Below are 20,744 nucleotides of genomic sequence, written 5' to 3'. Positions count from 1 at the left end.
ATCGGGGGGGATCGTCATCAACCTGCGCGACGTCACGTCCCGCGTCGAGTCCGACCGGGCCCTGCAGGAGAGTCAGGAGCGCTACCGCGTCATCGTCGAGACCGCGCAGGAAGGCATCTGGCTCGTCAACCCGCAAGGGCGCACCGTGTACGTCAACCAGAAGATGGCCGACATCGTCGGCCACCCGATCGAGGAGCTCTATGCCCGAGGGGTCCTCGATCTCCTCGACGTCGAGGACGCCACCTCGCTGAGCCGCCGGCTCCTCGCCCGCCGGACCGCCGGGGCGGAGGAGTACGAGCTCCACCTCCGGCACCCGGACGGCACGTCGCGATGCCTCCAGGTGCACGGCAGCCCGTTGTGGGACTCCGACGGGGAGTTCGTCGGGTCACTCGGCATGGTCTCCGACATCACCGAGATGAAACGGGTGGAGCGAGCGCTGCGGCGCCAGGCCCTCTACGACAACCTCACGCGCCTCCCGAACCGGACCCTGCTGCAGGACCGCCTGGAGCAGGCGAAGGAGCGCCACACGCGGGGGGTCACCGACAGCGTCGTCGTGGTGTTCCTCGACGTGGACCAGTTCAAGCTCGTCAACGACTCCGTAGGTCACGCCGCAGGGGACCAGCTGCTGTGTCAGCTGGCCGGGAGACTGAGAGCGGCCTCGCTTCCGGGCGAGACGGTGGCACGGTTCGGGGGTGACGAGTTCGTCGTTCTCGCCGAGGGCCTCACGGCGGCCCAGGCACACGCCCTGGCCAGCCGGATGCTGGCCGTGCTCGACGACCCCTTCGACATCGAGGGACGCCCGGTGCACGTCTCCGCCAGCGTGGGCATCGCGAGCTCCGCGGTGTGTCGACCCGAGGAGCTGCTCCAGGCAGCCGACGCGGCGATGTACGTGGCCAAGCGCCGTGGGGACGGCGGGACCCAGATGTTCGACGGGTCGCTCGCGGCCGAGGCGCGAACCAGGTTCGACCTCAACGTCGAGCTGCGGTCGGCGCTCTCCGAGGAGCAGCTGGAGCTCTGGTACCAACCCATCGTGGAGATCGCGACCGGTCGACTGCTGGGCATGGAGGCCCTGGCACGCTGGAACCACCCGGTCCGTGGTTTCGTCAGTCCCGACCTCTTCGTGTCGATCGCCGAGCAGGGCGGGTTCGTCCGAAGCCTGGACCGGTGGGTGCTGCGGAGGGCAACGGCCGACCTCTCCGACCTGCGGGCGGGGGGTCATGTGCGTCCCGACGTGTACGTGTCGGTCAACGTATCGGCGCTCCACCTCACCGGGGGTGACTTGTGGACTGCGGTGAGCGAGGCCGCTTGGTTGGCCGGTCTCCCTCCCAGCTGCTTGGGTCTGGAGGTCACGGAGACCGCGGTGATGGCGGACCCCGAGAGTGCCTCGGCCGTGCTGAGGCGCCTCGCCGACGACGGCTTCGGTGTGGCGCTGGACGACTTCGGCACGGGGTACAGCAGCCTGGCCTACCTGCGCCGGCTGCCCGTCTCGAGGGTGAAGATCGATCGGTCCTTCGTCGTCGACGCCGCCGAGGGGGAGCTCGACCGCACCATCTGCGCGAGCGTCGTCACCCTGTGCCACGACCTCGGCATCCAGGCGATCGCAGAAGGTGTCGAGACGCAGGCGCAGCACGACATGCTCCTGGAGCTGGGATGCCCCTCCGGCCAGGGATATCTCTGGGGCAGGCCGATGAACAAGGAAGCTCTCCTGACCTGGCTCGCTCGAGGTGCCTGAGCTACGCGAGTCGCCTGACCAGGGCCGCGGAGGGGTCCCGGGCCACCTCCTGCTCCCCGACCGGCGGCGGCTCCGGCCTGATCAGCCCAAAGGCTCGTGGTCGCGGGCGCGGGGGAGGACGGTCAGCACCCGCTCCACGTAGTCCCGGAACTCGGTCATGTAGTTGCGCAGGAAGGTCGCGGTCTCCTCGTTGGTCACCTCGCCGTTGTCCGCGAACACCGAGTGCGAGAAGTAGATGTAGGCCTCCGGCGCGGTCATCTGACGGGCGTTGCAGAAGCTCAGGACCGCGCGAAGGCTCTGCTGGGCCACCGCAGTGCCGATCGGACCCACCGATGCCCCGATCACGCCCGCGGGGATGTGGTGGAAGGAGTTCTGGCCCCACGGCCGGGACGCCCAGTCGATGGCGTTCTTCAGGGCGCCGGGGATGGACCGGTTGTACTCCGGGGTGACGAACAGGACGGCGTCCGCGCGTGCGATGGCCTCCTTGAGCGCGGTTGCCTCAGGCGGAAAGTGGTCGTCGAAGTCGGGACTGTAGAGGGGCAGGTCCCTGATCCCGATCTCTGTGAACTGGAGGTCCTCGGGCGCCAGCCGGATCAGCGCACGCGACAGGACACGGTTGATCGACGCGGATGACAGACTGCCGACGAAGTAGCCGACCTGGTACCCAGACATCTGGTCCCCTTCCATTCCCCCCTCCGAACGGCGCCCCACGACCATCGCAGGTCACATGTCCCCTTCTTCCGACTACCTGGATGCTCGAGCGCCGTGGTCAACCAACCTGCTCACCGGCGATCGTGCTGTCATCCCGCGTTCGCGGGATGGGCGGATGAGAGCGGAACGTGTTGGATGGGGCACGGAGAGGGGGGGGCCGACATGCGCGCTGGGACCCATTGGTGTGCGCTCTACTCGGATCCGGCTGAGCGCGAGAGGGCCCGGTTCGCCTTCCTCCGCGAGGGGCAGCGGCGCGGGGACAGGTGCGTGTCGCTGGTCGACCACCTCGACGGTGCGCTGGCGCTCGATCACCCGGGCGTCGGGAGGACCGCAGACGGCCATCGGCCGGCTGTCCATCGCGCATCGGACGTCTGTCTGCGGGCCGGCCAGTTCTCGGCGGACCGCATGACGTCGTTCCTGACCGATCGTGCGCACCGTCCCGCCGAGACGCGGCCCCCGCTCCTGCGTGTGAGCGTGGAGATGGGCTGGCTCCTGCGGCAGCCGCGGGCGGTGGACGACCTCTTGCTCTACGAGTCGACCACGCACCAGGCGGTGGAGCAGCTGTCCGCGGTGGTCATGTGCGTGTACGACCTGCCCTCCTTGGGGTGGAGATGCTGGTGGCCGCGATCAGGGCGCACGAAACGGTGCTCCTGGACGGCACCGTGCTGGTGAGCTCGCACGACCAGGTCGGTGCGGGCCACGGTGCGGCGGCAGGCGTCCAGGCCCACCGCGAGCAGGCAGCCGCAGGTGATGGCTGGGACGCCCTGACGGTGTCGGAGCTACGGATCGTGGCTCACGTGGCGGACGGGAAGACGAATCGAGCGATAGCCAAGATCCTGGTGGTCTCACGCCACACGGTCGATGCCCACCTGAAGCACATCTACATCAAGCTGGACATCCACACCCGCGTCGAGCTCACTGCCCTCGCGCTGCAGCACCCTGGCGAATGGTGACGATCACGTCGAGCACAGACGTTCAGGCGACCCCGAGGACGAGGCGGCTCGTCCCCTCCCCAGCGAGCGTCGTCGACGGAGTCTCGCCGAACGCGGCGCGGTAGGCAGCGGCGAACCGACCCATGTGCAAGAAGCCCCAACGGATGGCGACGGCCTCGACGGTCGTGCTCTTGGAGCTCGCTCCTTGGAGGTCGCCGTGGACGCGGCGCAGACGCACGTCCCGCAGATACCGCATGGGTGGCCTGCCCACGTCCCGCTTGAAGCCCTCCTGAAGTGCTCGGACGCTGGCATGCACCTCTCGAGCCAGCGAGGTGCTCGACCAGGGTTCGTCTGCCCTGTCGTTGACGAGGTCGACGGCTCGAGCAATCGCCGCACTCGAGCCCGGCCGTGTTCCGCCGGCCAGCTCCTCGCTGTAGCTGTTCGGCTGGCCGAGCAACAACCCGTCCAGCAGGAGCGACTGGACGTGCCGGCCGGCGCGCTGGTTCGTGAGGAGCCCCGGCCCGTCATCGAGCTCGCGTAGCACCAGCTGCAGGGTGTCGACCCAGGAACGACCTACCGGTCCCCGCAGGTGCATGGCGAAGTCGAAGCGCAGGGCTCGCCCGATCGACCGTCCCAGGAGCTCCTCGAGAGTTGCCTCCAAGCTTCCCCGGGGAATCATGAGGCACATCAGCGAGCAGTCCGCACTCCCGTGCAGACCAGCCGGCTCCCCAGGGGAGAAGACCGCTGCCTTCCCCCACTGCGCGATGACAGGTTCGGACGCTCCCGCACTCATCTCGGCGTGTCCGGCCAGAGGAAGGTCTACGTGGAAGTTCGTGGCCTCGTCCGTCACGAGCCCGATCTCCTGCCCGTACGCCAGCCGCCCGATGGTGAGCTGGTCGAGCCTGACCGCGGTCAAGGACATGTTCAAGTCACCCTGGCGCGGCGACACCTCGAGTCGGTGCGGCAGGTAGAAGTCAGTGACGATCGCTTCGGCCTGAGCCGGCTCGCTCACCCCAGAGATGGAGAGCGGGACCTGCGAGGCAGAGTCTGGTGGATTCGTGACGTGGCTGAAGGCGGACGGCTGTCGCGCCTGCTGTGCGGAAGCAACCATTTCTCTGTGCCCCTCGGGCTGGGAGACCGTCGAGCGGGAGCCGGAGACTCGGCGTGACGGGCTCGATCGCTTTGGTCTATTGGGCTTTGGCGGCGTCGACAGCGCCTGCTCGTGCCGCTTCGGATCGTTCTTGGAGTGAGACCTTGCGCGGCTTGCTGGCCTCCGCCACGGGGATCGAGTCCAGGTTCTCCCCGAGGAACAGCTGCCGACAGAACTCTCCGTGAGGAAGCCCGTCGACGATCACCTCATCGCCCTCCTCGGCACGTGGCCGGCGGCTGGCAGGCTGGTCAGGGCCCGTTCGGTCCATCGGTCCAACTCTGGGAACGGCTCGAAGCGCACCAAGGTCATGGCTTTCCTCCCTGAGTTCGTCCGGTCCCGGTCTGTGGGCAGCCTGGTCGGGCCCCGTGCCGCTCTTCCTGGGCAACTGAGCGGCTCCTACGCCCTCCAGTCAATGAACCGGAGGTGCAGGTGTCATCCCCTGTTCCGGGGATCCGCCAGCTGCGCGACCGCGCGGGGGAGAACCTGCTCGACCCACCCGAGGATCTCGTAGGCAGGGGCCGGTCCACACTTGCAGGCGACCAACCTTCCCCCTTCCATGACGAGAAGGGTCGGAGATGCCTGCACCGAGAAGCGGCGGGACAGCCGGGGCGCGCCTTCGACGTTGACCTTGACCACCTTCACCTGGCCCGCCAGGTCGCCGGCCACCTGCTCCATCACCGGGATCACCCTGGGACCGTGGGGGCCGACAGGCGCCCACAAGTCCACCAGCACCGGCAGCGCAGCGGCGTCCGCGACGCCGGCGAAGTCGACGTCCGAGGCGTCCACGAGCCAGGGCAGCGGGCCGTGACAGTCGCGACACCGGGGGAGGTCGAGCGCTCCGGACAGCACTCGGTTCCGGTGACCACACAGCCTGCACGCGAGCATCCGCGCCCGGGTCCCCCTCCCCCTGCGCGCCTCACCCGTCACGTGCCACGTCTCCTCCTGCCGGCCGCGATCATCGACCACGTTGCCAAAGCTGCCGTTCGCGGTCGAACAGGTCCAGACCGACGACGGCCCTCACCGCGCGCTCGCCCACGCACGCGACCTTGCTCGCGCGTAGCATCGAGCGGAATGGGGTCACACGATAGGAGACGCCCTGGTGAACGACCTTCGCATGGGGATTGCAGGGGTGGGCGAGATCCGTCCGGGAATGCACCTTTGCGCGATCTACTCGGGACCGGACCAGCGAGACCGGCTGCTGGTGCCGTTCATGCAGGAGGGGCTGCGCCACGGCGACCAGTGCGTCTGCCTCATCGACGGCCTCGAGCCGAGGAGCATGCGGCAGCAGACGTACGGAGCGGCAGGTCGCGGCGACACGCCCCGTTCCGGGCACCTCGGCGTCTACCCGGCCTCCCACGCCTACCTCCGGGCCGGGAAGCTCGCCGTCGAGCAGATGACTACGTTCCTCGAAACCCACCCGGCGTCGTCCACCGGCGACCAGCTCCCCCTGCTGCGGGCAGCCGGGGAGATGTCCTGGGGACCGCGTGAGCCCGGCGCGGAGGAGCTGTCCGTCCACGAGTCCGCCGTCACCCAGGTCCTCGCCGAGGTGCCCGCCTTGTTCCTCTGCCTGTACGACCTGCAGCGGTTCGGGGTGGAGATGCTCGTCAACGTGCTCAGGATCCACTCCCAGGTGCTCCTCGACGGGACCGTGCTCCACAACCCTCACTGCCTGGCGCCGACCGACTACCCGAAGACCACGCCCCCCGCCGTCGTCAGCTACCCCTTGGCCGACCTCCACCTCGGACCCGTGGGCGAGGGTGACCAGTGGCTGTCCCTCACCGGCGCCGAGGTCCGGGTCGCCGAGCTCGTGGCGAGCGGCATGACGAACCGCGCGATAGCCGAGCAGCTGATCGTGTCGCCCCACACCGTGGACGCGCACCTCAAGCACATGTACGTGAAGCTCGGTATCCACTCGCGCGTCGAGCTCACGGTCCTCGCACTCCGGCACGGCCCCCCGGCCGCCTGACGTCCCCAGCGGCGACCGCAGTTGTACCTGTTCACGGGATGCCCCCGGCCGTGCACGTCGAAAGCATGGCCGGGTCCGGCATCCAGTGAACGGAGTGCGTCATGGGTAGAGCTGTTGGAATCGACCTAGGAACGACCAACTCGGTGATCGCGGCGATGGAAGGTGGCCAACCCCAGGTCATCCCCAATGGCGAGGGGAACCGGACCACACCCTCCGTCGTCGCGTTCCTCGAGAGCGGTGAGCGACTCGTGGGCCAGATGGCCCGGCGACAGGCGATCTTGAACCCCAAGGGCACGATCTACTCGGCCAAGCGCTTCGTCGGCCGCAAGTACGACGAGGTGGAGAGCGAGATCCACACGGTCTCCTACGATGTCGTGGCCGGACCGGACGGAGCAGTCCGGTTCTCGGTCCACGGAAAGCTCTACGCGCCGGAGGAGATCTCCGCGCAGATCCTGCGCAAGTTGGCGGACGACGCGGGCAAGGCGCTCGGCGAGCGAGTCACCGAGGCGGTCATCACCGTGCCGGCGCACTTCAACGACGCCCAGCGGCAGGCCACCAAGGACGCGGGCAAGATTGCCGGCCTGGAGGTGCTCCGGATCATCAACGAGCCCACCGCGGCGGCCCTGGCGTACGGGATGGACAAGCTCGAGAACGAGACCGTCCTCGTCTTCGACCTCGGCGGCGGCACCTTCGACGTCAGCGTCCTGACCGTGGGTGAGGGCGTGGTCGAGGTGCGGTCCACGGCCGGCAACACCCACCTGGGCGGGGACGACTTCGACAGGCGTGTCGTGGACTACCTCGCGGACGAGTTCAAGAAGGAGAACGGCGTCGACCTACGGCAGGACGCGCAAGCCCTGCAGCGCCTGTTCGAGGCGGCCGAGAAGGCCAAGGTCGAGCTGTCGTCGGTCACCCAGACCGCGGTGAACCTGCCGTTCGTGACCGCGGACGCTTCCGGCCCCAAGCACCTCAACGTCAACCTGATGCGCTCCACGTTCGAGCAGCTCACTGCGGACCTGGTCGAGAGCTGCATGGGTCCGGTCACCCAGGCCCTGGGGGACGCGAAGGTCACCGCGGACGACATCGACGAGGTCATCCTCGTCGGCGGCTCCACGCGGCTGCCTGCCGTGCAGAACCTGGTTCGCCGGATGACCGGCGGCAAGGAACCCAACATGACCGTCAACCCGGACGAGGTCGTCGCACTCGGGGCGGCCGTCCAGGCTGCCATCATCAAGGGAGACGTGAAGGACGTCCTGCTCCTGGACGTCACACCACTCTCCCTGGGGCTGGAGACACAGGGCGGAGTGATGACCAAGGTCATCGAGCGCAACACCACGATCCCGGCGCGTCGCACCGAGGTCTTCAGCACCGCCGAGGACAACCAGCAGGCGGTGGACGTGGTGGTCCTCCAGGGGGGAGCGAGAGCGCGCCAGCGACAACCGGGCGCTCGCACGGTTCCGGCTGGAGAACATCCGGCCCGCGCCACGGGGGGAGCCCCAGGTCGAGGTCACCTTCGACATCGACGCCAACGGCATCCTGCACGTCTCCGCGAAGGACAAGGACACCGGAGCCGAGCAGCAGGTCACCATCAGCGAGACCTCGACCCTGCCCCAGGAGGAGGTCGACCGCATGGTCTCGGACGCCGAGGCGCACCGCAGCGAGGATGCCCAGCTCCGTGAGCACGTCGACGCCCGCAACGAGCTCGACTCCGTGACGTACCAGGTGCAGCACCAGCTCGAGCAGGCCGGGGACGCGGTCCCCGAGCACGACCGCGCCCGGGCTGAGATGTTGATCAACGACGCGCGCGCGGCTCTCGACGAGCAGGCGCCGACCGACCGCCTGCGGTCCCTCACGGGCGAGCTGCACCAGATGGCCCAGGCGCTGAGCATGTCCGCCCGGGGCCCGGCCGGCGCCGGCACCACCGGCGAGTCGGCCGGCTCCGCCCAGACCGGACCGGGCGACGATTCGGACGACGTGATCGACGCCGAGTTCACGACGCACTGAGTGTCCTCGTCATGGCCGGACAGGAGAACCCCGAAACCGAGCTCGCCGACGCCGCCGACGCTGCCGTCGCCGACGGTGCCGCCGAGCCGGAGAGGAAGATCGCCGAGCTCGAGGACTCGTGGCGCCGCACAGCCGCGGAGCTGGAGAACCTCCGCAAGCGGTGCGCCAAGGACGTGATCCGCGCCCGCGAGCAGGAGCGGGCATCGGTGGCTGTCCGCTGGTTGCCGGTCCTCGACAATCTCGAGCGTGCACTCGAGCACGCCGCCTCGAACCCGGACCAGATCGTCGAGGGCGTGCGTGCCGTGCACCAGCAGGCACTCACGGTCCTTGCCGACCTGGGCTACCCCCGGCGCGACGACGAGACCGGCAAGGCCTTCGACCCCGCCCGGCACGAAGCCGTCAGCACCGTCACCGACGAGGACCTCGTCCCCGGCACGGTCGCACACGTCGTCCGGCCCGGCTACGGGCCGGACGGCGAGATCCTCCGGCCGGCGTCCGTCGTCGTGGCGACCAGGAGCGAGTGATGGCCCGGGACTCCTATGAGGTCCTCGGTGTCTCCCGCGATGCCGACCAGTCGGAGATCCAACGGGCCTACCGCAAGCGCGCCCGCACGCTGCACCCCGACGTCAACAAGGATCCCGGCGCCGAGGAAGAGTTCAAGGAGCTCGCCGAGGCGTACGACGTGCTCTCCGACCCCGACCAGCGCAAGCGGTACGACGCGTTCGGCGAGGACTTCCGGCGCGTGGGTCCCGACGTGGACCCGGAGGCCTACCGCCGGGCGCGCGCGTACGCAGGCGCCGACGCCGGCGGCGGGCGGTCGAGCGGCTGGGGCGGGGCCGGTCCCTCGGGCGACTTCCGGTACTCCGGCTCGGTCGGGGACGTGGATCTGGAGGATCTGCTCGGTGGCATCTTCGGTGCCCGCGGCCGCGGCCGGGGTGGATGGGGACCGGTCTCCGGCTCCGACCACGAGAGCGAAGTGGAGGTGACCGTCGAGGAGGCGTACAACGGGACCCGGCGGACCCTGTCGATGAGTGGTGCCGACGGTCCGCGCACCATCGACGTGAACGTCCCCGCGGGTGTCGTGGACGGCCAGCGGATCCGGTTGCGCGGCCAGGGCGGTCAGGGGTCCGGCGGGGGCGAGGCGGGCGACCTGTACCTCGTCGTCCGCATCGCCCCTCATCCTCGCTACCGGCTCGAGGGCCGAGACCTGCACGTGCTGCTGCCCCTGGCCCCCCTGGGAGGCCGCGCTCGGTGCGTCGGTGGACATCGACACCCCCGGCGGCCCCGCCACCGTCGGCGTCCCGGCCGGCACCTCCAGCCATCGCCGGCTGCGGCTGAGGGGCCGCGGGCTGCCGAACAAGCGGGGCAAGCCGGGGGACCTGTACGCCGAGGCCCAGGTCAAGCTGCCCAGGTCGCCGTCGGCGGACGAACGCGAGCTGTTCGAGCGGCTCGCGAAGGTCTCGACCTTCGACCCGAGGAGCGCACGATGACCGCGACGACCACCGGCTCACCGACCGGGTCATCGATCGGGACGAGATGGCCGCTGGCCCGCCCCTACCGCCTGAGCCTGGACAGCTACGCCCGGATCACCGGGGTGCACCCGGAGCTGGTCCGTCGGCTGGTCACGCTCGGGCTTCTCGACATCACCCGGGACGCCCAGGGCAACCTCTGGTTCGACCCGGCCCAGGTTCGGGAGATGGCCACGATCCAACGGCTGCACCTGCGGCTGAACCTCAGTTACTCGTCGCTCGGCCTGGTCATGCACCTGCTCGAGCGGATCTCCGACCTGGAGAGATCACAACGACGCTCACGCCCAGAGAGGGGAGTTCGATGGACCTGAACCGACTCACGCAGAAGTCGCAGGAGGCACTGCACGACGCCCAGACCAAGGCGCTCCGGTTCGGCCACCAAGAGGTGGACGGCGAGCACCTGCTCCTGGCGCTGCTGGAGCAGACCGACGGCCTGGTCCCGCCGCTCCTGGCCCGGGCGGGTGCGGACGTGGAGCGGCTGCGCGAGGACCTGGAGGCCGAGCTCACGAAGCGCCCGCGCGTCACCGGGTCCGGCGCCGAGCCCGGGAAGGTGTACGTCACCCAGCGGCTGAACCGCGTCCTCGAGGTCGCTGACAAGGAGGCCCGCAGGCTCAAGGACGAGTACGTCTCCGTCGAGCACCTGGTCGTCGCCCTCCTCGACGAGGGATCCGGCTCGGCAGCCGGTCGGATCCTGGCCCGGCACGACGTGACCCACGACTCGTTCCTGCAGACCCTGACATCGGTCAGGGGTGCGCAGCGGGTCACGTCCGCCACTCCCGAGGGGACCTACGAAGCCCTCGCGAAGTACGGTCGCGACCTCGTCGCGGACGCCGCCGCCGACCGGCTGGAGCCGGTGATCGGCCGGGACTCGGAGATCCGTCGCACCATCCAGATCCTGTCCCGCAAGAGCAAGAACAACCCGGTGCTGATCGGTGAGCCCGGAGTGGGGAAGACCGCCATCGTCGAGGGCCTGGCGCAGCGGATCCACAACGGTGACGTGCCCGAGGGACTCCGCGACAAGACCGTCTTCGCCCTGGACATGGGCTCGCTCGTCGCCGGTGCGAAGTACCGCGGCGAGTTCGAGGAACGGCTCAAGGCCGTCCTCAACGAGGTCCTGGCCGCCGAGGGGAAGATCCTGCTGTTCGTCGACGAGCTGCACACCGTGGTCGGGGCCGGGGCGTCCGAAGGTGCGATGGACGCGGGCCAGATGCTGAAGCCCATGCTGGCGCGTGGCGAGCTGCACATGATCGGGGCCACGACCCTCGACGAGTACCGCAGCCACATCGAGAAGGACGCGGCCCTCGAGCGCAGGTTCCAGCCGGTCGTGGTCGACGAGCCGGGCATCGAGGACGCCCTGTCGATCCTCCGGGGGCTGCGCGAGCGCTTCGAGGTCTTCCACGGTGTCAAGATCCACGACGGCGCGCTGGTCGCCGCGGTCACCCTGAGCCACCGCTACATCTCCGACCGGTTCCTGCCCGACAAGGCCATCGACCTCGTCGACGAGGCGTGCGCGATGCTGCGCACCGAGATCGACTCGATGCCCGCCGAGCTCGACGAGCTGACCCGCCGGGTCACCCGGCTGGAGATCGAGGAGGCCGCAGTGGCCCAGGAGACGGATCCGGCCAGCCGGCGTCGCCTCGAGGAGCTGCGCAAGGAGCTGGCCGACCTGAAGGCCGAGGCCGACGCGGTGCGGGCCCAGTGGGAGGCGGAGCGCCAGGCGCTCCGCGAGGTCCAGGCGCTGCGCCAGGAGATCGAGCAGGTTCGCCTGGCGAGCGAACGGGCCGAGCGGGAGTACGACCTGAACCAGGCCGCGAGCCTGCGCCACGGCAAGCTGCCCGACCTCGACCGACGGCTCACGGCCGCCGAGGAGAGGCTCGAGGCGAAGCAGTCCGGGCGGCGCCTGCTCCGCGAGGTCGTCACCGCCGACGAGATCGCCGCCATCGTGGCCCGCTGGACGGGCATCCCGGTGAGCCGGCTCCAGGAGGGCGAGCGGGAGAAGATCCTCCGCCTCGACGAGGTGCTCCACGAGCGGGTGATCGGCCAGGACGAGGCGGTCCAGCTGGTGACCGACGCGGTCGTGCGGGCGCGTTCCGGGATCAAGAACCCGACCCGCCCGATCGGCTCCTTCGTCTTCCTCGGCCCGACCGGTGTCGGCAAGACCGAGCTCGCCAAGGCGCTCGCGGAGGCTCTCTTCGACAGCGAGGAGAACATCATCCGGATCGACATGAGCGAGTACCAGGAGCGGCACACCGTGAGCCGGCTCGTGGGTGCACCACCCGGCTACGTCGGGTTCGAGGAGGGCGGCCAGCTGACCGAGGCGGTCCGGCGCAAGCACTACTCGGTGGTCCTGCTCGACGAGATCGAGAAGGCCCACGCCGACGTCTTCAACATCCTGCTCCAGGTGCTCGACGACGGGCGCCTGACGGACTCCCACGGGCGCACGGTGGACTTCCGCAACACCGTCATCATCATGACCTCCAACATCGGCTCGGAGTACCTGCTCGAGGGGGTCACGCCGGACGGCGAGGTGAAGTCGGAGGCCCGGGCCCTCGTGATGAGCTCGCTGCGATCCCACTTCCGGCCGGAGTTCCTGAACCGGATCGACGAGACCGTGCTGTTCAAGCCTCTGACGTTCGCCGAGATCGAGCGCATCGTCGACCTCCAGCTCGAGGAGCTGCGCGAACGCCTGGCGGACCAACGGATCTCGCTCGTGGACACCGAGGAGGCCCGGAGGTTCATCGCCGAGCAGGGCTTCGACCCGGCCTACGGCGCTCGTCCGCTGCGGCGCTTCATCACCCGTGAGGTGGAGACCCGCGTCGCCCGCGCGCTGCTGCGCGGTGACCTGCCCGAGGACTCGACCATCGTGGTCGACCTCGTCGACGGCGAGCTCACCGTCGTACCGGGGCGACCCGACGACCAGAAGAGGGCAGTGGCATGAGCGCGACGGTGAAGACCCCGACGAAGGTCGTGGTGTGCCCGAGCTGCAGCACGAAGAACCGGGTGCCCGCCGCCGCCGACGGAGCGCCCCGCTGCGGGAACTGCCAGAACCCACTGCCGTGGGTGGTCGACACGTCCGACGCGGACTTCGCCGCCGTGGTGGACGAGTCGACCATCCCGGTGCTCGTCGACGTGTGGGCGCCGTGGTGCGGTCCCTGCCGCATGGTCAGCCCGGCGTTGGAGCAGCTGGCGACGGAGCTCGCAGGGAGGCTGAAGCTGGTCAAGGTCAACGCGGACGAGGCGCCGGAGGTGAGCCGACGGTTCGAGGTGCAGGCGATCCCGACCCTGGTCCTGATGCACCGCGCCCAGGTGGTCGACAAGCAGGTCGGGGCCGCACCCGCACCCGCGCTGCGGACCTGGCTCACCGAGCACCTGCCCAAGGAAGGTGCGGAGCCCAGTCCCGGGAACGCCTCGTCGAGCGAGGACGACCGGCGATGACCACGCTCTCCGGCCGGCTGGTCCCCGACCCGCACCTCGCCCTGGTCCGGAGGGTGGGGCAGCCCACCACGCCGGGCTGTGAGGAATGCCTGCTCCTGGGCACGCCCTGGGTGCACCTGCGCCAGTGCCTCACGTGCGGCGAGGTCTGCTGCTGCGACTCCTCCCCGATGCGTCACGCGCGCGCGCACGCCGCCACGACCGGTCACGTCATCGTGCGATCGATCGAGCCGGGGGAGAACTGGAGGTGGTGCTATGCCGACGAGCAGTTCGTCTGAGCCCGAGGTCCCGGACCTGCCCGAGACCCCCGACACCACCGGCGCCTACCCCCGGCTGTCCGACGAGCAGATCATGCTGCTCTCGCGGTACGGCGAGCGGAAGCGGCTGGCCAAGGGCGCCACGCTGTTCTGCGAGGGGGATCGCGACTGCGGCGTGTTCGTCGTGCTGGACGGCCGGGTCCGGGTCGTCCAGGAGGACGACCCCGAGGGAGCGTCACGGGTGATCGCCGTCCACGGACGTGGTCGCTTCGTGGGTGATCTCTCGATGCTGACCGGCCAGGCGGTCTTCGTCACCGCCGTGGCCCAGACCGACGTCGAGGTCCTCGAAGTCCCCTACGACCGGCTCAAGGAGGCCGTCACCCAGGACCAGGCGCTGGGGGACCTGATCCTGCGGGCCTTCATCCTCCGGCGCAACCTTCACGCCGACCTCGGCGCCGGCCTCCGGATCATCGGCTCCCGCTACTCGGCCGACACCCGTCGGCTCAGGGACTTCGCGAGCCGCAACCGCGTCCCGTACCGCTGGGAGGACGTGGAGGAGGATCCCGACGCCGAGGTCACCCTGCGCGCGTTCGACGTCCCCCCCGAGGAGACCCCCGTCGTGATCTGGAAGGGGCAGCGGGTCCTGCGCAACCCCAGCAACACGGAGCTGGCCGAGCTCCTCGGCCTGCGGGAGGACGCGCCGGTCCGCGAGGCGCTCGACGTGCTGGTCGTCGGCGCCGGCCCGGCCGGTCTCGCCGCTGCGGTGACCGCCGCCTCCGAAGAACTCTCCACGGTCGTGCTCGACGCGATCGCGACCGGAGGACAGGCGGCGACGTCGTCCCGTATCGAGAACTACCTCGGCTTCCCGGCGGGCGTCTCGGGCGCCGAGCTCGCCGACCGAGCGGTGGTGCAGGCCCGCAAGTTCGGCGCCACCTTCACGATTCCTGGCGAGGCCCGGTCGCTCGGCCGGATCGACGGCCACTTCGTCGTGGGACTGACCGACGGCGCCCAGGTGGAGGCCTACGCCGTGGTGCTCGCGACCGGTGTGCGCTACCGGCGCCTGGACGTCCCCGGCATGGACCGGCTCGAGGGCCCCAGCGTCTACTACGCCGCCACCGACTTCGAGGCGCGGCTGTGCCGCGGCGACCCGGTCACGGTCGTCGGGGGTGGGAACTCCGCCGGGCAGGCGGCCCTGTTCCTCGCCCGCAACGCCGCCCACGTCAACCTCGTGATCAACCACGACGACCTGAACCGCGACATGTCCCGCTACCTCGCAGACCGGATAGCCTCCACCCCCCTGGTGCATGTCTGGCTCAACTGCGAGGTGTGCGAGCTGCGGGGCGACCTCGGCCTCGAGGAGGTGGTCGTCCGCGACCTGGGGACCGACGAGCTCCGGTCGCTCCCGACGTCCGCACTCTTCGTGCTGATCGGGTCCGAGCCGCACACCCGCTGGCTCCAGGGCGCGATCGCGCTCGACGACAAGGGGTTCGTGCTGAGCGGCGCCGGCCAGGGAGGAAGCACGATGTTCGAGACCGCGACCGCGGGGGTCTTCGCCGTCGGGGACGTGCGCAGTGGCTCGGTGAAGCGGGTGGCGTCCGCCGTCGGCGAGGGCGCGGTCGCCGTGCGCCTGGTGCACGACTACCTCGTCCGGGCCGGCCGACGATGACGGCCACCGGCGTCAGGTCAGACCATCAGCGTGTCGCGGGCCGGATGGCCTCGCCGCGGCGTACCCGGCCTAGTCCCCGTCCTGCCGGTAGGTGTACGCCGCGTTCCGGACCGCCTCGTCGCTCTCCAGGCCCGCCCCGAGGGCCCCGCCCAGGGTGGCCAGGGAGCTGGTGAGCCACACCAGCTTCATGTAGTCGCCCACCCGAACCGCGTGCCCGAGGCCGTTCCCGAGCAGCTGCGAAGGCACCAGGAACAGGGAGCTCAGCAGGGCGAGCAGGAGGAGCGCGGCGCAGAGGGAGAGCACGCCCAGCACGACCGTTGCCGTGGTAGCCAGGTTGAAGAGGGTGGCCTGCTTGCGCCCGACCGGGTGCGACGCGCGCTCCCACAGGCCGGCTCCGGCGATCAGCGCGACGGTGATCGCCGCGACGGAGCCCACCGCGATCGCCGAGAGCCTGATCCAGCCGAGCGCGTCGCTCAGCCTCCAGATGTCGGGGGTGACGAGCGCGAAGACTCCCGTGGCGAGGGCGGCGGTCAGCGCTCGCGAGAGCCCGATGGCCAGCCGCCAGGGCTGGTTGGCCCGGATCATCCCGATCAGCAGTCGCAGGTTCCCGCTGAGGACCCTCGCGGTGAACAGCACGCTGCCGTCCTCCTCAGGCTGCTGGCTCCTTCCGAGCTCGCGCGCGCGTCGTCCGACGCCAGCGGCAGGGCCCGCCAGGGAGTAGTCCTCGGTCTCCCCGAGCAAGGTGCCCACGAGGCCGACGACCGTGTCACGGGTGCGTCGACGCAGTCCGATGGCCCCCAGGGCGGGTACGCACACGACGGCCACGCCGTGCAGAGGGCTCGCGTGGGCCACCACCGGTCGCCGGTGCACCTTCAGTGGCAGATCGGTGAGACAGACGACCAGGTCCCAGTCCTCCTGCAGGAGCCGGTCCCGGGCCGCGGCGACGAGGGCGGCGTCGTCGGCAGGTGGGTGCACGAGTGCGTCGACCACCGTGGGCACCCGCCAGCGGACGGTGGCCACGTGCAGGCTCAGGTCGGTGTGCAGGTCCTCGGCGAGGTTCGCCGCGATCTCGGTGGCCGCACCCGGAGCCGAGATGAGCCCGATCCGCACCTCGTCGGTGCTCATGGGAGGGCAGCCGGGCTGCGCCGATGGTTCCGACCCCTCTGCGTCATGGTGCGAGTGTGGGAGCACCGTGCGCCGGAAGCAAGAGGAACGGTCGGGCGGCGGGAGACTGGTTCAGGACTAGTCCTCACCGGGTCGGCGACGACGCCGCGACCGGTTCCCACGGCCTCCGGACCACGTCGTGACCAGTTCTCAGGGGGTCGGTTTGGGGGGTTGTGGGCAACGACCATCAATCCGCAGCGGAGAGGGGTGCCGATGCTGGTGGCAGAGACGAGGAAGCGGCAGGTTGCCCTCCAGATCCTGGCAGCGGATCGGATGTCCGGTGCCAGCGCGAAACGGCAAACCCGATGTGAGTCGGGGACGCAAAGCCACGGGGCCCGTCCGGGTCAGCCGGGCTACCGAACAGGTTCCTCGTCCCTCAGCGCGTTCCGGTGTCTCCTACCGGGGCGGTCTCCAGGCTGCGGTGCGAGGGCCGTCACACAGGAAGCTGGACAGCTCACCTCATGAAGACACTTCGCACGCTCGGGACCCTCGCCGTCGCCGGCTCGGTCCTCGCGCTCCTCCCGGTCGGCTCCGCCATGGCGGCCGGCTCCGGCGACACCACCGCCACCTTCACCCTGGCGGGCGGCAGCCTCGACGTCGCCCCGGCAGCCAACGCGCCGCTGACCAACGGTGCCCCGGGAGCCGCGAGCGTCACCGGCTCCCTCGGCGCGGTCGGCATCAGCGACACCCGCGGCAGCACCGCTGGCTGGGTCATGTCCGCGGCTTCCACGACGTTCGTCGACGGAGCCGGCTCGGTCTCGACCGGGGTCTCCTACGACTCGGGTGCAGCCACCGGACACGCCGGCACGGTGACCCCGACGACTGGTGGCCCGACCAGCATCACGGCGGTGGCTTCCGTCGCAGCCGGCACCGCGGCGAGCGGCAACAACACCGCGTCGTACACCCCGACGTTGACGGTCTCGCTGCCGGCGAGCGCCCTCGCGGGCGATTACACGGGCACCGTCACCACCTCGATCGTCTGAGGCCAGATCTCCTCATGCGTCGACTGCTCATCCTGATGGCACTGGTGGCCGGGACACTCGTCCCGGCCGCCGGTGCCTTCGGCACCCCCCTCAGCACCCCCGTTAACACCGCCCGCACCGACCACACCGGCATCGGCATCCGCCTGGTCGACGCCCCGGTGGCCACCCGTGACGACCCGCGCGCACGGGTCTACATCATCGACCACGTCAAGCCCGGGGCCCGGATCGAACGGCGCATCGAGGTGTCAAACGACACCGGCGCCCCCACCGACGTGGCCGTCTACCCGGCCGCGGCGCAGATCGCGAAGGGCTCGTTTGTCGGTCTCGAGGGCAACACCCCCAACGAGCTCACCACCTGGACCGCCGTGAGCAGCCCTCGCCTGCGACTGGCCGACGGCGCCAAGAAGATGGTCGACGTCACGATCGACGTACCCTCCGACGCCGCTCCGGGCGAGCAGTACGCCGTGCTGTGGGCCCAGACCACCTCCGGTGGCAGCGGCGCGGTCACCCAGGTCAGCCGCGTGGGCATCCGCGTCTATCTGTCGGTCGGTCCCGGCGGCGTCCCCGCCTCCGCCTTCAAGGTCGAGTCGTTCACCGCCGAGCGGGACCGGTCGGGAACCCCTGTGGTGGCCGCGACGATCCACAACACCGGCGGACGGGCCCTCGACCTCCGCGGCAAGCTCACCCTCAGCGGCGGACCCGGCGGCCTGGCGGCCGGCCCGTTCCCGGTCACCCTGGGCACCACCCTCGGCCTCGGGCAGACCGAGCCGGTCACCGTCCGGCTCGACAAGCGACTGCCCGCCGGCCCCTGGAAGGCGCACCTCTCGGTGACCAGCGGCCTGCTCACCGAGACCGCCCAGGCCACGCTGACGTTCCCGAAGTCCGGGACCGGCCAGACCGTCTCCGTCGACCAGGGCACCAGCGTGTGGTGGTGGGTCGGAGGAGGCCTCCTGCTTCTCGTCCTGCTGGCCGGCGGCGGGTCGTTCCTGGTTCGCCGCCGCCACCGCCGCAGTGGCGGAGCTCACCAAGCGCCTCGCAGACGTGCGGGCACACCTGCACACAGCGCGTCCTGATCACCCGGCACCCCGTCCCCCCCGAAGGGCACCTGATGCAACGCCGCCTGCTCGTCCCGCCTGCACTTCTTGTTCCGTTCCTGGCCGCCTGCCTGATCGCGCCCATAAGCGTCGGCCTCGGCGCCAACGCTCCCGCGGTCGCCGACCAGACAGCGGTCAGCAGCGCCACGGTGACACTGCAGGGCGGGGGGTTGTCCATCAGTGCCCCCGGTGACGCCGGCAACCTCGGCACGAAGTCCAACATCGTCGGAGCGGTCACGATCAGCGGGCAGCTCGGCCAGGTGCAGGTTATCGACTCACGCGGGGCGCCGGCCGGCGCGGGCTGGACGGCAACGGTGATCTCGACGGCCTTCACCCCGCCTTCCGGGCCGGCCATCGGAGCAGGCTTCGTCGGCTACACCGCAGGCCCGATCACCAAAGTCGGCACCGCGACCTACGCCGCCAACGACCCGGTCACCTTGAGCGGCGTGTCGCCGGTGGTGACCGCCACGGGCATCGAGGGCGACAACACCGCGACCTGGAACCCCACCATCGACGTGAGGGTCGCCGCCAACATGGCCGCCGGTGTCTACGTGGGCACCCTCACCCACTCTGTGTCGTAGCGGCCCGCCAGACGCCGCGCGGCCCGGTTGCTCCCGCATCGTCATCAACCTCGTCCTGCTCGCACTCCGTGTCGTGGCCGTCGAGCGCATCAGCCGCACAGCATCTGAGTCGGATCATGGACCGGCTCGGTGCGGCGGAACCGACCGACTTGACAGCGTGCCTACCCTGGGTGCCGCTGAGCGGGCGCGCGGCCGCGAGCACTGGCGGGGGTGACACTGTGGCTTCGACCCTTGGACGGCGGGAGCCGTCGACAGCGACCGTCGTGCGCACGCGGGACAAGCACGAAGCGGAACTGCGCCTCGCGGAGTTCTACCTGCCGAATCGCGTCGAGCCGCTCGAGGCTGCGACGATCGACATGCAGCTCGACGTAGTCAAGGTCGGCTCGACCACCGTGGGCCGGTTGTCCGACGGCGCCGACGTCCGCCTCACCACTGCCGACGCGACGCACTACCACGTCAACGTCCCGGTGCGCGGGCGGGCCGTCTCCCGCATGGGGACCGGTCCGAGGCGAGGCGCCGAACCGGGGCAGGCAGGCGTCTTCCCGCCGGATCGCCCGGCCGAGATCACCTGGTTGGAGGGGTGCACCCAGCTGTGCCTCATGATCCCGCGGCGGTCGCTGGAGACAGAGCTCGAACAACTGCTTGGCAGGACGGTGTCCAGTCCTGTCTCGTTCGGACCCGTGATGGACCTGTCCTCGCCGGCAGCACGTGGATGGCGCGAGACGTTGAACATCGTCCTCCAGGAGTTCGAGACGGGACCTGGGCTTGCCAGCCACCCCACCACGGGTCGACAGCTTGAGCGCTTGATCCTCGACGGGCTGCTGGTCGGCCATCCCCACGACTTCAGTGGTGACGTGCTTGACGCCGGCGCGAGTGCGTCGTCGCGAACAATCCGGCACGCGAGAACTCTGTTGGAGGAACATCCGGAACGGGACTGGTCGACCCCCGAGCTTGCTCGGCGGGTCCACGTCAGCGTGCGCACGTTGCAGAAACGCTTCGCCAATGAGTTGGGCGTCCCCCCGATGGCATATCTGCGACGGGTGCGCCTCAGCAGAGCGCACGACGCGCTGTTCCGGGCCGCTCCGGGGTCGACGACTGTAGGAGCCGTGGCCTACCACCTGGGGTTCACGCACCTGGGTCGCTTCTCGTCCGCATATCGACGCCTCGTCGGTGAGACGCCGTCGACGACACTGCAACGAGGTTCGGGCACGACGTTCGCAGTCCGGAAAGCCCCGCGGTGCGCGGATCGGACAGGATCGTGCGTTCATCGGCTAGCCCCGCTTAACGCTCGACGGTTGACTCGTGGGTGAGTGCGCGCGGGCGGCCCCCGCCTCCGCGACCTCGAGCCGGGACGCCGTACCCACAGTGACTAGTTCCCGCTCCCTTGAGAGATGACGTGGTCGGAGGGTTCTGCCGGGTTGCGCCCCGCCACGCAGCAGGACACCCGGAAGATCGTCGAACGACGAGAAGGGCAAACCCGTTGCAAGGCGGGGACGCAAAGCCACGGGACCGCCTCGGTCAGCCGGGCTACCGAACCGAGAGGTGT

General features: G+C 70.1%; 18 protein-coding genes, 1 pseudogene and 2 riboswitches. Of the genes and pseudogenes, 15 read left to right on the top strand and 4 right to left on the bottom strand.

Going from position 1 to position 20,744, the window contains the following annotated elements:
- Positions 1-10: 10 nt before the first annotated feature.
- Positions 11-1,732 carry a putative bifunctional diguanylate cyclase/phosphodiesterase gene (locus tag KRR39_RS18285; RefSeq protein ID WP_367303754.1) on the top strand — a complete coding sequence of 574 codons (1,722 nt, stop codon included), beginning with the start codon at positions 11-13 and terminating at the stop codon, positions 1,730-1,732.
- 81 nt (positions 1,733-1,813) lie between these two features.
- Here KRR39_RS18285 and KRR39_RS18280 read toward each other — a convergent pair whose 3' ends face one another.
- Positions 1,814-2,404, bottom strand: coding sequence for an NADPH-dependent FMN reductase (locus KRR39_RS18280; RefSeq protein WP_216938895.1), 591 nt, complete (start codon positions 2,402-2,404; stop codon positions 1,814-1,816).
- Between the two features lie 174 nt (positions 2,405-2,578).
- Between KRR39_RS18280 and KRR39_RS26295 the strand changes: the two genes are divergently transcribed.
- On the top strand, positions 2,579-3,115 hold the full coding sequence (locus KRR39_RS26295; RefSeq protein ID WP_367303678.1) for an MEDS domain-containing protein: 537 nt from the start codon (positions 2,579-2,581) through the stop codon (positions 3,113-3,115).
- Positions 3,055-3,396: a response regulator transcription factor gene (locus tag KRR39_RS18270; RefSeq protein ID WP_254185760.1), complete on the top strand. Its 342-nt coding sequence runs from the start codon at positions 3,055-3,057 to the stop codon at positions 3,394-3,396. The genes KRR39_RS26295 and KRR39_RS18270 overlap by 61 nt, the downstream gene beginning before the upstream one ends.
- 22 nt (positions 3,397-3,418) lie before the next feature.
- Here KRR39_RS18270 and KRR39_RS18265 read toward each other — a convergent pair whose 3' ends face one another.
- The gene (locus KRR39_RS18265; protein WP_216938892.1) at positions 3,419-4,387 is read right to left on the bottom strand and encodes an AraC family transcriptional regulator; all 969 of its coding nucleotides are present in this window, start codon (positions 4,385-4,387) and stop codon (positions 3,419-3,421) included.
- Between the two features lie 570 nt (positions 4,388-4,957).
- Positions 4,958-5,491: a thioredoxin family protein gene (locus KRR39_RS18260; protein ID WP_216938891.1), complete on the bottom strand. Its 534-nt coding sequence runs from the start codon at positions 5,489-5,491 to the stop codon at positions 4,958-4,960.
- 133 nt (positions 5,492-5,624) lie between these two features.
- Between KRR39_RS18260 and KRR39_RS18255 the strand changes: the two genes are divergently transcribed.
- The 8 genes and pseudogenes from KRR39_RS18255 to KRR39_RS18215 all read left to right on the top strand — a co-directional run bounded on the left by KRR39_RS18255 (position 5,625) and on the right by KRR39_RS18215 (position 15,376).
- The gene (locus KRR39_RS18255; protein WP_216938890.1) at positions 5,625-6,491 is read left to right on the top strand and encodes an MEDS domain-containing protein; all 867 of its coding nucleotides are present in this window, start codon (positions 5,625-5,627) and stop codon (positions 6,489-6,491) included.
- Positions 6,492-6,592: 101 nt separating this feature from the next.
- Positions 6,593-8,492, top strand: a pseudogene (dnaK, locus tag KRR39_RS18250) (molecular chaperone DnaK).
- 11 nt (positions 8,493-8,503) lie between these two features.
- Positions 8,504-9,016, top strand: coding sequence for a nucleotide exchange factor GrpE (locus KRR39_RS18245; RefSeq protein WP_216938889.1), 513 nt, complete (start codon positions 8,504-8,506; stop codon positions 9,014-9,016).
- Positions 9,016-10,332: a DnaJ domain-containing protein gene (locus KRR39_RS26590; protein WP_436972001.1), complete on the top strand. Its 1,317-nt coding sequence runs from the start codon at positions 9,016-9,018 to the stop codon at positions 10,330-10,332. The genes KRR39_RS18245 and KRR39_RS26590 overlap by 1 nt, the downstream gene beginning before the upstream one ends.
- The gene (gene clpB, locus KRR39_RS18230) at positions 10,323-12,959 is read left to right on the top strand and encodes an ATP-dependent chaperone ClpB (RefSeq protein WP_216938887.1); all 2,637 of its coding nucleotides are present in this window, start codon (positions 10,323-10,325) and stop codon (positions 12,957-12,959) included. The genes KRR39_RS26590 and clpB overlap by 10 nt, the downstream gene beginning before the upstream one ends.
- Entirely contained in the window at positions 12,956-13,456 is a 501-nt protein-coding gene (gene trxA / locus KRR39_RS18225; RefSeq protein WP_216938886.1) for a thioredoxin, read from the top strand. Before clpB ends, trxA begins: the two co-directional genes overlap by 4 nt.
- Positions 13,453-13,731 (top strand): UBP-type zinc finger domain-containing protein, encoded by a 279-nt coding sequence (locus KRR39_RS18220; RefSeq protein ID WP_216938885.1) that lies wholly within the window; start codon positions 13,453-13,455, stop codon positions 13,729-13,731. Before trxA ends, KRR39_RS18220 begins: the two co-directional genes overlap by 4 nt.
- Entirely contained in the window at positions 13,709-15,376 is a 1,668-nt protein-coding gene (locus KRR39_RS18215; RefSeq protein ID WP_216938884.1) for a cyclic nucleotide-binding domain-containing thioredoxin-disulfide reductase, read from the top strand. Before KRR39_RS18220 ends, KRR39_RS18215 begins: the two co-directional genes overlap by 23 nt.
- 69 nt (positions 15,377-15,445) lie before the next feature.
- Here KRR39_RS18215 and KRR39_RS18210 read toward each other — a convergent pair whose 3' ends face one another.
- A complete protein-coding gene (locus KRR39_RS18210) occupies positions 15,446-16,501 on the bottom strand; it encodes a hypothetical protein (RefSeq protein ID WP_216938883.1) in 1,056 nt (351 codons plus the stop codon).
- 324 nt (positions 16,502-16,825) lie between these two features.
- Positions 16,826-16,901: riboswitch (cyclic di-GMP riboswitch) on the top strand.
- A 100-nt stretch (positions 16,902-17,001) separates the two neighbouring features.
- Here KRR39_RS18210 and KRR39_RS18205 point away from each other — a divergent pair.
- The 4 genes from KRR39_RS18205 (at position 17,002) to KRR39_RS18190 (ending at position 20,508) form a co-directional block, all read left to right on the top strand.
- Entirely contained in the window at positions 17,002-17,523 is a 522-nt protein-coding gene (locus tag KRR39_RS18205) for a hypothetical protein (RefSeq protein ID WP_216938882.1), read from the top strand.
- 14 nt (positions 17,524-17,537) lie between these two features.
- Positions 17,538-18,596 (top strand): hypothetical protein, encoded by a 1,059-nt coding sequence (locus KRR39_RS18200; protein ID WP_216938881.1) that lies wholly within the window; start codon positions 17,538-17,540, stop codon positions 18,594-18,596.
- Positions 18,597-18,631: 35 nt separating this feature from the next.
- Positions 18,632-19,198 (top strand): hypothetical protein, encoded by a 567-nt coding sequence (locus KRR39_RS18195; RefSeq protein WP_216938880.1) that lies wholly within the window; start codon positions 18,632-18,634, stop codon positions 19,196-19,198.
- Positions 19,199-19,461: 263 nt separating this feature from the next.
- On the top strand, positions 19,462-20,508 hold the full coding sequence (locus KRR39_RS18190; protein WP_216938879.1) for an AraC family transcriptional regulator: 1,047 nt from the start codon (positions 19,462-19,464) through the stop codon (positions 20,506-20,508).
- 150 nt (positions 20,509-20,658) lie between these two features.
- Positions 20,659-20,733, top strand: a riboswitch (cyclic di-GMP riboswitch).
- The last annotated feature ends 11 nt before the right edge of the window (positions 20,734-20,744 follow it).

The sequence above is a fragment of the Nocardioides panacis genome, from assembly GCF_019039255.1.
Taxonomy (GTDB): domain Bacteria; phylum Actinomycetota; class Actinomycetes; order Propionibacteriales; family Nocardioidaceae; genus Nocardioides_B; species Nocardioides_B panacis.
The sequence above is the reverse complement of the archived record's forward strand: the minus strand, read 5'-3'. Positions and strand labels throughout refer to the sequence as shown.